13 protein-coding genes are annotated in these 13,484 nt (G+C 68.8%); 11 read left to right on the plus strand and 2 right to left on the minus strand.

Features of this window, described 5'->3' with window-relative positions:
* Nucleotides 1-60: 60 nt before the first annotated feature.
* On the plus strand, nucleotides 61-1,245 hold the full coding sequence (locus BMX96_RS08950) for an aminotransferase class I/II-fold pyridoxal phosphate-dependent enzyme (RefSeq protein ID WP_091845169.1): 1,185 nt from the start codon (nucleotides 61-63) through the stop codon (nucleotides 1,243-1,245).
* A 20-nt stretch (nucleotides 1,246-1,265) separates the two neighbouring features.
* Nucleotides 1,266-4,145, plus strand: coding sequence for a DNA translocase FtsK (locus BMX96_RS08955; RefSeq protein ID WP_091845170.1), 2,880 nt, complete (start codon nucleotides 1,266-1,268; stop codon nucleotides 4,143-4,145).
* A 335-nt stretch (nucleotides 4,146-4,480) separates the two neighbouring features.
* Here BMX96_RS08955 and dps read toward each other — a convergent pair whose 3' ends face one another.
* Entirely contained in the window at nucleotides 4,481-4,960 is a 480-nt protein-coding gene (gene dps, locus BMX96_RS08960; protein ID WP_091845171.1) for a DNA starvation/stationary phase protection protein Dps, read from the minus strand.
* Nucleotides 4,961-5,150: 190 nt separating this feature from the next.
* On the opposite strand from dps, the gene BMX96_RS08965 reads away from it, so the two are divergent.
* The 3 genes from BMX96_RS08965 to BMX96_RS08975 all read left to right on the plus strand — a co-directional run bounded on the left by BMX96_RS08965 (nucleotide 5,151) and on the right by BMX96_RS08975 (nucleotide 7,024).
* Nucleotides 5,151-5,753, plus strand: coding sequence for a LolA family protein (locus tag BMX96_RS08965; RefSeq protein ID WP_091845172.1), 603 nt, complete (start codon nucleotides 5,151-5,153; stop codon nucleotides 5,751-5,753).
* Between the two features lie 45 nt (nucleotides 5,754-5,798).
* Nucleotides 5,799-6,716: a DMT family transporter gene (locus BMX96_RS08970; RefSeq protein ID WP_073127329.1), complete on the plus strand. Its 918-nt coding sequence runs from the start codon at nucleotides 5,799-5,801 to the stop codon at nucleotides 6,714-6,716.
* 113 nt (nucleotides 6,717-6,829) lie between these two features.
* On the plus strand, nucleotides 6,830-7,024 hold the full coding sequence (locus tag BMX96_RS08975) for a hypothetical protein (protein ID WP_073127331.1): 195 nt from the start codon (nucleotides 6,830-6,832) through the stop codon (nucleotides 7,022-7,024).
* 6 nt (nucleotides 7,025-7,030) lie between these two features.
* Here the strand turns inward: BMX96_RS08975 and BMX96_RS08980 are convergent, their stop codons facing one another.
* On the minus strand, nucleotides 7,031-7,900 hold the full coding sequence (locus BMX96_RS08980) for a branched-chain amino acid aminotransferase (protein WP_091845173.1): 870 nt from the start codon (nucleotides 7,898-7,900) through the stop codon (nucleotides 7,031-7,033).
* 153 nt (nucleotides 7,901-8,053) lie between these two features.
* Here BMX96_RS08980 and BMX96_RS08985 point away from each other — a divergent pair, with 153 nt between their 5' ends.
* The 6 genes from BMX96_RS08985 to dxs all read left to right on the plus strand — a co-directional run bounded on the left by BMX96_RS08985 (nucleotide 8,054) and on the right by dxs (nucleotide 13,359).
* Nucleotides 8,054-8,557, plus strand: a complete 504-nt coding sequence (locus tag BMX96_RS08985; RefSeq protein WP_091845174.1) for a MarR family winged helix-turn-helix transcriptional regulator — start codon at nucleotides 8,054-8,056, stop codon at nucleotides 8,555-8,557.
* The gene (locus BMX96_RS08990) at nucleotides 8,554-9,264 is read left to right on the plus strand and encodes a response regulator (RefSeq protein WP_073127337.1); all 711 of its coding nucleotides are present in this window, start codon (nucleotides 8,554-8,556) and stop codon (nucleotides 9,262-9,264) included. The genes BMX96_RS08985 and BMX96_RS08990 overlap by 4 nt, the downstream gene beginning before the upstream one ends.
* A gap of 41 nt (nucleotides 9,265-9,305) precedes the next feature.
* On the plus strand, nucleotides 9,306-10,232 hold the full coding sequence (locus BMX96_RS08995; RefSeq protein WP_236737013.1) for a histone deacetylase family protein: 927 nt from the start codon (nucleotides 9,306-9,308) through the stop codon (nucleotides 10,230-10,232).
* Nucleotides 10,229-10,471 (plus strand): exodeoxyribonuclease VII small subunit, encoded by a 243-nt coding sequence (locus BMX96_RS09000; RefSeq protein WP_091845176.1) that lies wholly within the window; start codon nucleotides 10,229-10,231, stop codon nucleotides 10,469-10,471. Before BMX96_RS08995 ends, BMX96_RS09000 begins: the two co-directional genes overlap by 4 nt.
* On the plus strand, nucleotides 10,468-11,334 hold the full coding sequence (locus BMX96_RS09005) for a polyprenyl synthetase family protein (protein WP_091845177.1): 867 nt from the start codon (nucleotides 10,468-10,470) through the stop codon (nucleotides 11,332-11,334). Before BMX96_RS09000 ends, BMX96_RS09005 begins: the two co-directional genes overlap by 4 nt.
* A 99-nt stretch (nucleotides 11,335-11,433) precedes the next feature.
* Complete coding sequence (gene dxs / locus BMX96_RS09010) at nucleotides 11,434-13,359, plus strand: 1-deoxy-D-xylulose-5-phosphate synthase (protein ID WP_091845178.1); 1,926 nt, start codon at nucleotides 11,434-11,436, stop codon at nucleotides 13,357-13,359.
* The last annotated feature ends 125 nt before the right edge of the window (nucleotides 13,360-13,484 follow it).

Raw genomic sequence — 13,484 nt, forward strand, 5'->3', positions numbered from 1 at the left:
CTGGCTTCACGTTATCGTTCGTCCCAAATGGGGCGACAGACCCCTGTATCGAGGCACCTAATGCAGCACCCCGCGCGGTTCCAAACCCTGCCGGCCTATGCGTTTCCGCGTCTGCGGAGCCTTCTTGACGTGCACGCGCCCGGCGGCGACGTGATCCACATGACCATCGGTGACCCGCGCCACGCGCCCCCGGATTTCGTCCTGGACGAGATTGCGGCGCATGTGGGGGCCTTCGCGAACTATCCGCCCAATGACGGCACGCCCGTGCTGCGCCAGTCGATAACCGCCTGGCTCAAGCGGCGCTACGGCGTCGAGGTCTGCGCCGAAACGCAGGTTCTGCCGTTGAACGGCACGCGCGAGGGGCTGTTCAACGCCGCCGTCGCCCTGTGCCCCGAGGAAAAGAGCGGCAAGGTGCCGGTCGTTTTGACCCCGAACCCGTTCTACCAGGTCTACGCGGTCGCGGCGCTGGCCATGGCGGCCCAGCCGCATTACGTGCCCGCGACGGCCGCGACCGGGTTTCTGCCCGACTACACGGCGCTGCCGCCCGAAGTGCTGGACCGGGTCGCCGTCGCCTATATCTGCTCGCCCTCCAACCCGCAGGGCGCCGTCGCGGACGCCGAATACTGGCGCAGCCTGCTGGAGCTGGCCGAGCGGCACGATTTCCGGGTCTTCGCGGATGAATGCTATTCCGAGGTCTATCGCGGCACGCCGCCGCCGGGCGCCATGGAAGTGGCGCAGAAGATGGGCGCCGACCCCGAGCGGCTGCTGATCTTTCACTCGCTGTCCAAGCGTTCGAACCTCGCCGGTCTGCGCTCGGGCTTCGTCGCGGGTGGCAAGCAGACGATCGCGGCGCTGAAGCAGCTGCGCAATTACGCGGGTGCGCCCCTTCCGGTGCCGTTGCAGGCGGTGGCCGCCCGCGCTTGGGCCGATGAGGCCCACGTGGACGCCAGCCGCGCGCGCTATGTCCGCAAATACGAGATGGCCGACCGCATCTTCGCGAACATTCCGGGCTGCGGGGCGCCCCAAGCGGGGTTCTTTCTGTGGCTGCCGGTCGAGGATGGCGAGGCTGCCGCGCTGAAGCTGTGGCAGACAACGGGGGTCCGGGTGCTGCCGGGCGCTTACCTGTCGCGCGATACCGACGCGGGAAATCCGGGGAAGAAGTTCATCAGGGTGGCGATGGTCGCCGACGAGGACGAGGTGGCCGAGGGTCTGACACAGATCCGCGACTGCCTGTTCAAAGAATAAAAAAGAGCAACGAGGCAACGATGGCGTATCAGACACGCGGGCGGGACCCGCTGTTCGACAGCAACACCCAAGCGGCGCTGGAACGGCGCGGGCGCGAACTGCTGGGCCTGCTGCTGATTGGTTTGGGCGTCGCCGTCGCGCTGATGCTGGCCAGCTACCGTCCCGACGATCCCAGCTGGCTTTCGGTCACCTCCGAGCCGGCGCGCAACCTGCTGGGGCGCATGGGCGCCTCGATCGCATCGCCGCTGAACATCATCGTGGGCTGGGGCGCCTGGGGCATCGCGCTGACCTTCCTGGTCTGGGGCGGGCGGTTCCTGATGCACCGGGGCGAAGAGCGGGCCCTGTCGCGCGCCGTGTTCGCACCGATCGCCATCGCGCTGGGCTCGGTCTATGCCTCGACCCACGTGCCGGGTGCCGACTGGGGCCATTCCTTCGGTCTGGGCGGGCTGTTCGGGGATACCGCGCTGGGCACGCTGCTGGGCGTGCTGGGCGTGTCGGGGGCTTTCGGGCTCAAGGCCACGGCGTTCCTTCTGATGGTGGCGACCTTGGTGATGGGCGGCTTCGTGCTCGGCGTGACTCGGGCCGAGTTGCGCCAGATCACGGGCTGGCTGCTGCGGGGTGTTGTGATGACCTACGCCTCGCTGATGACCGCGCTGGCCGCCGGGTCGCGGACCGTGGGCGCCGGCATGGGCGCGGGGGCCGCCGCCGCCGCGCAGGCGCGTGCCCGCCGGGCCGAGCGCGCCGCCGAACGCGAAGCCGCGCGCCAGGCCGCGCTGCTGGAACCCGAAACGGAAGCCTCGGCGCAGCCGCGCCCCGTTCTGCGCGCCGCCCCGCCGCGCCCCGTCGCGAACGAGGACGAAGAGGTCTTCGAAGACAGCGATGACGATTATGCCGATCAGCCCCGCGCCGGCATCCTGGGGCGGCTGACCGGCGCCCTGCGCACGTCTGACGCGGCCGCTGCGCCGATGCCGCCCCTATCCGGCGAGGATCGCATCAAGTCCAAGATCTCCGATGTCATCAAGGCCCGGGCGCGCAGCCAGCCTGTGCTGACGGCGGGGCACGCCCGCGGTGCCGAGCCCTTGCTGGCGCGCCGCCATCCGCGCGGCCCGCAACCATTGCGCATCGACCAGACGCCGCCGCTGACGGCGACGGATGCCCCGCAGGCGGAGCCGGTCGAGGATGACCTGAGCGCAAGGGAATTGCCCGAGCCCGAGCTGGTCGCGCCCACCCCTCACCGCCCCGAGCCGCAGCCGGCCCCCCGCGCCGCGCCGCCGGCCCCGCAGACCAAGCCCGTGGTTCAGCACATGAACCGCAAGGCCCCCGCGCCGTCGACCAAGGCCAAGGACGAGGCGCAGCCCAAGCTGGCCTTCGACGACCAGAGCGCGGCCTACGAGCACCCGCCGCTGTCGCTGCTGACCAGCCCCGACACGGTGACGCGGCATGTTCTGAGCGATGAGGCGCTGGAAGAGAACGCGCGGATGCTCGAGAACGTGCTGGACGACTACGGCGTGAAGGGCGAGATCGTCAGCGTCCGCCCCGGCCCCGTCGTCACCATGTACGAGCTGGAGCCGGCGCCGGGCCTGAAGGCCAGCCGCGTGATCGGTCTGGCCGACGACATCGCGCGGTCCATGTCGGCGTTGTCGGCGCGGGTTTCGACCGTTCCGGGGCGCAGCGTCATCGGCATCGAACTGCCCAACGAAAACCGCGAGATGTGCGTGCTGCGCGAGATCCTGGCCACCCGCGATTTCGGCGACGGCAACCACCGCCTGCCGCTGGCGCTGGGCAAGGATATCGGCGGTGATCCGGTGGTCGCGAACCTTGCCAAGATGCCCCACCTCCTGATCGCGGGGACGACCGGCTCGGGCAAGTCGGTGGCGATCAACACCATGATCCTGTCGCTGCTCTACAAGCTGACACCGGACGAGTGCCGGATGATCATGATCGATCCGAAGATGCTGGAACTGTCTGTTTATGATGGGATTCCGCATCTTCTGAGCCCCGTCGTCACCGACCCCAAGAAGGCGGTCGTCGCCCTGAAATGGGTCGTTGGCGAGATGGAGGACCGGTACCGCAAGATGTCCAAGATGGGCGTGCGCAACATCGAGGGCTACAATGGCCGCGTGCGCGAGGCGCTGGCCAAGGACGAGATGTTCGAGCGGACGGTCCAGACCGGGTTCGACGACGACACGGGCGAGCCGATCTACGAGACCGAGGAAATCCAGCCCGAGATCCTGCCGTTCATCGTCGTCATCGTGGACGAGATGGCCGACCTGATGATGGTCGCGGGCAAGGAAATCGAAGCCTGTATTCAACGGCTTGCGCAGATGGCCCGGGCAAGCGGCATCCACCTGATCATGGCCACGCAGCGCCCGTCGGTGGACGTCATCACCGGCACGATCAAGGCGAACTTCCCGACGCGGATCAGCTTCAGCGTGACCTCGAAGATCGACAGCCGCACCATCCTGGGCGAGCAGGGGGCCGAGCAGCTTCTGGGCATGGGGGACATGCTATATATGGCGGGCGGATCCAAGATTACCCGCGTGCACGGGCCGTTCTGCTCGGACGAGGAAGTCGAGGAAATCGTCAACTATCTCAAGAGCTTCGGTCCGCCCGAATACATGTCGGGCGTGGTCGACGGCCCCGCCGAGGACAAGGGCAGCGACATCGACGCGGTGCTGGGTCTTGGTGGCGGCGACGGCAATTCCGAGGACGAGCTGTACGACAAGGCGGTCGCCATCGTCATCAAGGACCGCAAGTGCTCGACCTCTTATATCCAGCGCAAGCTGGCCATCGGCTACAACAAGGCCGCACGGCTGGTGGAGCAGATGGAGGAAGAGGGCGTCGTCAGCAGCGCCAACCACGTGGGCAAGCGCGAGATCCTGGTGCCGGAACCGACCTGAGGGGGCGCGCAACCGCGGGGCAGGCCGTCCTGTCCACGAAATGTGCACTGGCGGTGCCGCGGTCGTGCCCCGGGCGTGCGCCCAGCGTGCCGCTTCCGTGCGGCGGGGGTGCACCGAAAGGGCCACGACGTCGGACCGGCGGCCTAGATCGTGCACGGGGCGTGCACCGGACGTGCCGACGCGGAGACGACAGCGTCGGACAGGGCCATTCGCATTGATGAGTGAGGACACGCGCCCCGGAGAGCATTTCACCGGGCGCGGGATCTGCGGGCGGGAGGCGCAAATGAAAACGGCCCGCCGAGGGCGGGCCGTTTCGTCTGAATCGATCGTGACGCTTACTGCTTGCCGTTGGCGCCGATGAACCAGCAGTCCTTGTCCATCGTGCGGCTGATCTCGACGAACAGGTCTTCGCTGTCGGGGTCGCCGGCCTCGTCGGCGGTCTCGGCGGCCTTGCGGATCATCTCGCCGCATTTCAGGAACCGGTCCTTCAGCGCTTTGATGTGATCCTCGATTTGCTCCATGTCGGTCGGATACGGCTCGATGTTCGACTCGGCCGCGACGACCTCGACGGTGCCCTTCGCCTGGCCGCCCAGGATGGTGCAGCGTTCGGCGATGGTGTCCTGCGCCTCGCGCAGGTTGTCGGCCACGTCGTCCAGCAGCTCGTGGACGCCGATGAAGCCGGGGCCCTTCAGGTTCCAGTGGGCCTGCTTCACGGCGAGGGCCAGTGCCGACACGTCGGCGAGGCGGGCGTTGAGCAGGTCGATGACCTTGTGGCGGGCCTGATCGTCGATTCCTTGAACAAATGCTTCGGGCATTGCGGATTCCTTCTATCAGTCGTGCATGGGTGCGAGCGGCCTTGCCGCCGCGCTTGTCCCAGTAATCCGCGCGGGGCCTGCCGGGTTCCATCGCCGTTGTCGCAGGGCGACACGGGCGTGTTATTGCCTGACGATGGCGGGGTGCGGCATGCGGTCCTATATGCGGTGCAAGGAACGGAAGGACGCAACCATGCTTACCAAACGACATTTTCTGATGGGCACCGCCGCCGTGCTGGCCGCCAGGCCGGCGATGGCCGCGCCGATCTCGCTGAACGCGTTGTCGCAATACCTGAACGCCATGCGCACCGCCGAGGCCGAGTTCACCCAGATCAATGCCGACGGCACGATCTCGACCGGGCAGATCTACATCCAGCGGCCCGGGCGCGTGCGCTTCGACTACAACCCGCCGGAGGAAACGCTGGTCATGGCCGGCGGCGGACAGGTCGCCGTGTTCGACGGCAAGTCCAACACCGGCCGCCCCGAGCAATACCCGCTGAGCCGCACGCCGCTGAGCATCATCCTCGAGGCGAACGTGAACCTGGCGCAGCGCAACATGGTGGTCGGCCACCGCGAGGACGGCGCCAAGACCATCGTCACCGCGCAGGACCCCGAGAACCCGCAATACGGCCGGATCGAGCTGGTCTTCACCGCCACCCCGATCCAGCTGCGCCAGTGGGTGATTATCGACGGGCAGGGCAGCCGGACCACGGTCGTGCTTGGCGATCTGCAGACCGGGGGCAGCTTCCCGGCACGGTATTTCTCGATCCCGACCGAGATTTCGCGCCGCGGCTAGGGGCGGCCACTGGCCGCCGCCGCCGCCCGGGTGTAAGGCCGCTCCATGGCCCCCACCCGCGGCATCCTGATGATCCTCGTCGCCATGGCGCTCTTCACCCTGATGTCGAGCTTCGTGAAGGCGGCCTCGGTGCGCGTGCCCACAGGCGAGGTCGTTTTCTTCCGCGCCGGCCTGTCGATCCCGATCATCGCGGCGTGGCTGTGGATGCGGGGCGACCTGGCGGCGGGGCTGCGCACGGCGAACTGGCACCGCCACGCCGTGCGGGGGCTGGCGGGGACGATGGCCATGGGTATGGGGTTCGCCGGGCTGGCGCACCTTCCGTTGGCCGAGGTGACGGCGATCCGCTTCGTCACGCCGGTGATGCTGGTGATTTTCGCCGCGCTGATCCTGGGCGAACGGGTGCGGCTGGTGCGGATCACCGCCGTGGCCATGGGACTGGTCGGCGTGGGCATCATCGTCTGGCCGCAGCTGGGGCAGGAGGGGCTGGGCCCCACCGCCACGCTGGGCGTGGCGCTGACGCTGGGCTCGGCCACGCTGGCCGCGCTGGCGCAGACCTTCATCAAGGCGATGTCCGGCTCCGAGCGGGTCGAGGCCATCGTCTTCTACTTCTCCTGCACCGCCGCCACCCTGTCGCTGCTGACGCTGCCCTTCGGCTGGGTCTGGCCCACGCCCTATGAGTGGGCGCTGCTGCTGGGCGCGGGCAGTATCGGCGTGGTGGGGCAGTTGCTGATGACCGCCAGCTATCGCCACGCCGACGCGGGCGCGCTGGCGCCGTTCACCTATACCTCGATGCTGTGGGCGATCGGGCTGGGCTATGTCTGGTTCGGGGACGTGCCGGGGCTTTATACGCTGGCGGGCGCCGCTCTGGTCATCGCGGCGGGCATCGTCATCGTCTGGCGCGAACGGCAGCTGGCCCGCGGCGGCACCGCGCGCCGCAAGCTGCGCGCCAAGGGGATGATGTAGCCGGTCCTTTCTAGCCGGTCCTGGCATTCCCGGCGCGGGCCGAGGTCGGGGCATGAAATCGGCGCGGTGTTATGGTATGTTCGGCGAACTCATTGGCACTGGGAGGAGCCGACATGACACGCCACATCATCGACAAGAGCGCGCCGAGCCCGTCGCGCCGCGCGATCCGCACGTTCCTGCGGATGGAGCGGGCCGAGGCCAGCGGCGGCATCAGCCGGCTGGTCGCCCGGCTGGACCGGCAGCCCGGCCGGCGCACCGGGGCGCGCCTGCCTGCGTTTCTGCGGATCGACCGCGGCCGCGAGGCCTGAACGGCCCTAGCTGCGGACCAGCTTTTCGTAGCTTTCGGCCACGTCGCGGGTCAGCGCGCCGACCTCGAACGTGTAGTCGCCGATCTGGCCCACCGGCGTGACCTCGGCCGCGGTGCCGGTCAGCCAGCACTGCTCGAAGCCCTCGAGCTCTTCGGGCATGATGTGGCGTTCGTGCACCGTCACGCCCTTGTCGCGCAGCATGGCCAGCACCGTCTGCCGGGTGATGCCGTTCAGGAAGCAGTCGGGCAGGGGGGTGTGCACCTCGCCGTCCTTGACGAAGAAGATGTTGGCGCCGGTCGCTTCGGCCACGTAGCCGCGATAGTCCAGCATCATGGCGTCCGAGCATCCCTTTGCCTCGGCCGCGTGCTTGGACATGGTGCAGATCATATAGAGACCGGCCGCCTTCGCCTCGCAGGGGATGGTTTCGGGCGACGGGCGCTTCCACTTGGACAGGTCGAGCTTGGCGCCCTTCATCTTGGCGTCGCCGTAGTAGTTGCCCCATTCCCAGGCCGCGACGGCCATTCGCACCGGGTTGCGCGCCGAGGCGACCCCCATGTCGGGCCCCGCCCCGCGCCACGCCACCGCGCGGACATAGGCGTTCTCCAGCCCGTTGGCCTTCAGCACCGCTTCTTTCGCGGCGTCGATCTCGGCCACGGTATAGGGAATCTCGAAGTCGATGAGGTTGGCGGATTTCTTCAGGCGCTCCGAATGCTCGGTGCCCTTGAAGATCTTGCCGTTGTAGCAGCGCTCGCCCTCGAAGACCGAGCTTGCGTAGTGCAGCGCGTGGGTCAGGATGTGCACCTTCGCGTCACGCCATTCCACCATCTGGCCGTCCATCCAGATCTTGCCGTCACGATCGTCATAGCCGCCAGACATGGCCGTATTCCTTACCTAATTTTCCGTTTGTTACCCGAATGCGTCCGCTTCGGACATTTTGTTGCGATAATTGCGAGAATCCGCTAACAGTCGGTGCTTGGAATGTCAATAAGGCTGACGTAAACTCCGGGCAATTCGGCGATGAGGGGCGCGATGAACAAGCCACATTCTCCGGGCGGCGAGGGATTGCTGTTCCTGACCGACGCCCAGCTGCGCAAGGGGATCGAGGCGATGTTCTTCGCCTATCGCGGCTTCACCGCCGATCCCGACCGGATCCTGGCGCAATACGGTTATGGCCGGGCGCATCACCGGGCGGTGCATTTCATCAACCGGACGCCGGGCACGAACGTGAACAACCTGCTGCAGATCCTGGGCGTGACGAAGCAGTCGCTGAACCGCGTGCTGCGGACGCTGATCGCCGACGGGTTGGTCGACAGCCGCGTGGGCGCGCGCGACAAGCGCGAGCGGCACCTGTTTCTGACCGACAAGGGCGCCGCGCTGGAGGCCGCGCTGAGCGAGGCGCAGCGCGTGCGCATGCGCGCCGCCTACCGCGATGCCGGCCCGCAGGCGGTGGCGGGCTTTCGCGCCGTGCTCGAGGCGATGATGGACCCCGAACAGCGCCGCCAGTTCAACGAAGACATCGAGGCCGGATCATGAGCGGGCCCGACGCGCACCTGATGATCGTCGACGACGACGAGCGGATCCGGTCGCTTCTGTGCAAGTTCCTGGCGCGCAGCGGGTTCTTCGTGACCGGCGCGCGCGACGCCGCCCACGCGCGGCGCCTGCTGGAGGGGCTGGATTTCGACCTGATCGTGCTGGACGTGATGATGCCGGGCGAGGACGGCGTGTCGCTGACCCGCCACCTGCGCGAGACGCGCGCGATCCCGGTCCTGCTGCTGACGGCGAAGGGCGAGACCGCCGACCGCATCGCGGGGCTCGAGGCGGGGGCGGACGATTACCTGGCCAAGCCGTTCGAGCCGAAGGAGCTGCTGCTGCGCATCAACGCCATCCTTCGCCGGGTGCCCCAGGAGGTCGAGACCGACGCCGCGCCCAAGGTGCTGAACCTGGGGGACGTGCGCTACGACATCGCGCGGGGCGAGATGTGGCGCGGCCCCGACATGGTGCGCCTGACCGCCACCGAGGCGCAGCTGATGCGCATCTTCGCGGGACAGGTGGGCGAGCCGGTGTCGCGCGCCAAGCTGATCGAGGACCTGGGCCGCACCGGGCCGGACGGCGAAATCGCGCAGGACCGCGCGGTGGACGTCCAGATCACGCGCCTGCGCCGCAAGATCGAGGCCGACTCGAAACAGCCCCGCTATTTGCAGACGGTCCGCGGCGCGGGCTATGTCCTGATGACCGACTGACGTCGGACAAAGGTATTTTTGGAAAGATGAAGGGGGCAGCGATGCTCTACTACGCCACCGACGCGGGGTATGCCCATGTCACGCCCGATGGCCACCCCGAGCAGGTGGCCCGGCTGACGGCCATCGCCGACGCTCTGGAGGGCGTGGAGGGGCTGGACCGGCGCGAGGCGCCCGTGGCCGACGACGACGCCCTGCTGCTGTGCCATCCGCAGGCCCATATCGACCGCATCCGCCGCGCCGCGCCCGAGCGGGGCCGCCGCCGCCAGCTGGACGGGGACACGTATATGAGCCACGGCTCGCTCCAGGCCGCGCTTTGCGGCGTGGGTGGCTGCGTGGCGGCGGTGGACGCCGTCCTGGACGGCGAGGCGCGCGCCGCCTTCGTCGGCTGCCGCCCGCCCGGCCACCACGCCGAGCGTCAGACCCCCATGGGGTTCTGCCTGTTCGGCAACGTGGCCATCGCCGCGCGCCACGCGCTGGAGCGCCACGGCCTGAGCCGGGTCGCCGTGGTGGATTTCGACGTGCATCACGGCAACGGCACGCAGGACCTGCTGTGGGACGAGGGCCGCGCGCTGTTCGTCAGTTCGCACCAGATGCCGCTGTTTCCCGGGACGGGCGCGCCGGACGAGCGGGGCGCGCACGGGCAGGTGGTGAACCTGCCGCTGGCGCCCGACACCGACGGCCAGCACATGCGCGACGTCTACGAAAGCCACGTCTTCCCGAAACTGCTTGAGTGGCAGCCCGAGCTGCTGCTGATCTCGGCCGGGTTCGACGCGCATTTCGACGACCCGCTGGCGCAGCTGCAGTGGGAGACCGAGGATTTCGCCTGGCTGACCGGACGGCTGTGCGACGTGGCGGACCGGACCTGCGACGGGCGCGTCGTCTCGACTTTGGAGGGCGGATATGATCTGGACGCCCTGGGCGCGTCCGTCGCCGCCCATGTCACGACCCTGAGGGACCGCAGCCGATGACCGAGACCCCCGTCGAAAACCTCAGCTTCGAGGATGCCATGGCCGAGCTGGAACGCGTTGTGGCCAAGCTCGACTCAGGCGACGTGCCGTTGGAGGAGTCCATCGCGCTCTACAAGCGCGGCGCCGCGCTGAAGGAGCATTGCGCCCAGAAGCTGAAGGATGCCGAGGAGAAGGTCGCGATGATCACCCTCGACGGGCAGGGCCAGCCCAAGGGCACCGAGCCTCTCGACCCGCAGTGAGCTTTGCCGAGCGACTGACCGCCTGCGCCGCGCGCATCGGGGCGCGGCTGGGCGCGGCCGTGACCGGCGACGACCCGGTGCACCACGCCATGCGCCACGCGGTCTCGGGCGGCAAGCGGTTGCGCGGGTTCCTGGTGATGGAGGGCGCGCGGTTGAACGGCCTGGACGACGCCGACGCGGTGACCGCCGCCGCCGCGATCGAGGCACTGCACGCCTACAGCCTGGTGCATGACGACCTGCCCGCCATGGACGACGACGATCTGCGGCGCGGCCAGCCCACGGTGCACGTGAAATGGGACGACGCCACCGCGATCCTGGCCGGGGACGCGTTGCAGACCCTGGCGTTCGAGCTGCTGTCGCGCGCCGATTGCCACCCCGACCCGGCGGTGCGCGTGGCGCTGGTGGCCGGGCTGGCGCGCGCGGCGGGGGCACAGGGCATGGTGCTGGGACAGGCGCGCGACATCGCCGCCGAGGCCGCGCGCGCGCCGCTGGACCTGGCGGCGATCACCGACCTGCAGGCCGGCAAGACCGGCGCGCTGATCGAGTGGTCGGGCGGCGCAGGGGCGACGCTGGCGGGCGCCGACCCCGCGCCGCTGACCGCCTATGCCCGCGCGCTGGGGCTGGCCTTCCAGATCGCCGACGACCTGCTGGACGTGGAGGGCGACGCGGCTGCCACCGGCAAGGCGGTGGGCAAGGACGCGGCGGCGGGCAAGGCCACCTTCGTGTCGCTTCTGGGCGTGGACGGCGCGCGGGCGCGGGCGGGCGCGCTGGTGGCGCAGGCCTGCGACGCGCTGGCGCCCTACGGGTCCAGGGCCGAGATCCTGCGCGACTGCGCCCGCTTCGTCATTGACCGCAAGGCGTGAGAGCTATCTGCGCCGAAGGTCGGGCCGATCCGGATGACGACTCCTTTGCCTGTGGCGCCAAAGCGCGCTACGTTGACATGACTGTAAACCGAGGTTGACATGACCGACCGCCCGAAAACCCCGCATCTCGACCGGATCTCCAGCCCCGCCGACCTGCGGCGGATGGATGATAACAGCCTGTCGCAGGTGGCCGACGAGCTCAGGGCCGAGACGATTTCGGCGGTGAGCGAGACCGGCGGTCACCTGGGCGCCGGGCTGGGCGTGGTGGAGCTGACCGTGGCGCTGCACGCGGTGTTCGACACCCCGCGCGACCGGCTGATCTGGGACGTGAGCCACCAGTGCTATCCCCACAAGATCCTGACCGGGCGGCGGGATCGCATCCGCACCCTGCGCAAGAAGGACGGGCTGAGCGGTTTCACCAAGCGCAGCGAGTCGCCCTACGACCCGTTCGGCGCGGCCCACAGCTCGACCTCGATCAGCGCGGCGCTGGGCTTTACCGTGGCGCGGGACCTGGGCGGCGCGCCTGATCCGGCGCTGGGCGACGCCATCGCGGTGATCGGCGACGGCGCCATGTCCGCCGGCATGGCCTACGAGGCGATGAACAACGCGGGCCACCTGGGCAAGCGGATGTTCGTGATCCTCAACGACAACGAGATGTCCATCGCCCCGCCCGTGGGCGCCATGTCGTCCTACCTGTCGCGCCTTTACGCGGGCGCGCCGTTCCAGGAGCTGAAGGCCGCCGCCAAGGGCGCCGTGTCGATGCTGCCCACGCCGTTCCAGCAGGGGGCGCGGCGGGCGCGCGACCTGCTGAAGCACTCGGTCATCGGCGGCACGCTGTTCGAGGAACTGGGCTTCAGCTATCTCGGGCCCATCGACGGGCACGACATGGAGCAGCTTCTGCCGGTGCTGCGCACCGTGCGCGCGCGGGCGACCGGGCCGGTCCTGATCCATGTCATCACCAAGAAGGGCAAGGGCTATTCCCCCGCCGAGAACGCGGCGGATCGCGGCCACGCGACCGCCAAGTTCGACGTGCTGAGCGGCAAGCAGTCCAAGGCCAAGTCCAACGCGCCGTCCTATACCTCGGTCTTCGCCAAGTCGCTGGTCGAGGAGGCCGCGCGCGACGACCGGGTCTGCGCGGTGACCGCCGCCATGCCCGACGGCACCGGGCTGAACCTGTTCGCCGAACGCTACCCGTCGCGCTGTTTCGACGTGGGGATCGCCGAACAGCACGGCGTGACCTTCAGCGCGGGGCTGGCCGCCGGCGGGATGAAGCCGTTCTGCGCGATCTACTCGACCTTCCTGCAGCGCGGCTATGACCAGGTGGTGCATGACGTGGCGCTGCAACGGCTGCCCGTGCGCTTTGCCATCGACCGGGCCGGGCTGGTGGGCGCCGACGGCGCGACCCACGCGGGCGCGTTCGACACCGCCTACCTGTCGAACCTGCCGGGTTTCGTCGTCATGGCCGCCGCGGACGAGGCCGAGCTGAAGCACATGGTCGCCACCGCCGCGGCGCATGACAGCGGGCCGATCGCGTTCCGATTCCCCCGGGGCGAGGGCACGGGCGTCGAGATGCCCGAGCGGGGCGAGGTGCTGGAGATCGGCAAGGGCCGCATGATCCGCGAGGGCAAGGGCGTTGCCCTGCTGAACTTCGGCGCGCGGCTGAAAGAGGTCGAGGAGGCGGTCGAGGCGCTGGACGCGCGCGGCATCAATCCCACCGTGGCCGACGCGCGGTTCGCCAAGCCGCTGGACCGCGAGCTGATCCTGGACCTGGCACGCGACCACGACGCGCTGATCACCATCGAGGAGGGCAGCATCGGCGGATTCGGGAGCCACGTGGCCCAGCTTCTGGCCGAAGAGGGCGTCTTCGACACCGGGCTGAAGTTCCGGTCGATGGTGCTGCCCGACATCTTCATCGACCAGGCCAGCCCGCGCGACATGTACGCGGTCGCCGGCCTGAACGCCGAGGATATCGAGGCCAAGGTGCTGTCGGTCATCGGGGTCGAGCAGATCGGGAAGCGCGCCTGAGCAACATTCTTTGACGCAGCACATCTTCCAGTTGACTGCGCGGCGAAACGGCCGACTATTCTTAACGAATAGTTAATCCGGCAACGCGGGCAAAGACCCGCTACCCGGTTCATGGCGAGCAGGTC

It is taken from the genome of Palleronia pelagia (assembly GCF_900110115.1).
GTDB classification, from domain to species: domain Bacteria; phylum Pseudomonadota; class Alphaproteobacteria; order Rhodobacterales; family Rhodobacteraceae; genus Palleronia; species Palleronia pelagia.

What these genes read in the sequence shown, in the direction of transcription:
- BMX96_RS08950 (WP_091845169.1), top strand. Translation starts at nt 61, where the DNA reads ATGCAGCACCCCGCGCGGTTCCAAACCCTGCCGGCCTATGCGTTTCCG.
- BMX96_RS08955 (WP_091845170.1), top strand. Translation starts at nt 1,266, where the DNA reads ATGGCGTATCAGACACGCGGGCGGGACCCGCTGTTCGACAGCAACACC.
- dps (WP_091845171.1), bottom strand. Translation starts at nt 4,960, where the DNA reads ATGCCCGAAGCATTTGTTCAAGGAATCGACGATCAGGCCCGCCACAAG.
- BMX96_RS08965 (WP_091845172.1), top strand. Translation starts at nt 5,151, where the DNA reads ATGCTTACCAAACGACATTTTCTGATGGGCACCGCCGCCGTGCTGGCC.
- BMX96_RS08970 (WP_073127329.1), top strand. Translation starts at nt 5,799, where the DNA reads ATGGCCCCCACCCGCGGCATCCTGATGATCCTCGTCGCCATGGCGCTC.
- BMX96_RS08975 (WP_073127331.1), top strand. Translation starts at nt 6,830, where the DNA reads ATGACACGCCACATCATCGACAAGAGCGCGCCGAGCCCGTCGCGCCGC.
- BMX96_RS08980 (WP_091845173.1), bottom strand. Translation starts at nt 7,900, where the DNA reads ATGTCTGGCGGCTATGACGATCGTGACGGCAAGATCTGGATGGACGGC.
- BMX96_RS08985 (WP_091845174.1), top strand. Translation starts at nt 8,054, where the DNA reads ATGAACAAGCCACATTCTCCGGGCGGCGAGGGATTGCTGTTCCTGACC.
- BMX96_RS08990 (WP_073127337.1), top strand. Translation starts at nt 8,554, where the DNA reads ATGAGCGGGCCCGACGCGCACCTGATGATCGTCGACGACGACGAGCGG.
- BMX96_RS08995 (WP_236737013.1), top strand. Translation starts at nt 9,306, where the DNA reads ATGCTCTACTACGCCACCGACGCGGGGTATGCCCATGTCACGCCCGAT.
- BMX96_RS09000 (WP_091845176.1), top strand. Translation starts at nt 10,229, where the DNA reads ATGACCGAGACCCCCGTCGAAAACCTCAGCTTCGAGGATGCCATGGCC.
- dxs (WP_091845178.1), top strand. Translation starts at nt 11,434, where the DNA reads ATGACCGACCGCCCGAAAACCCCGCATCTCGACCGGATCTCCAGCCCC.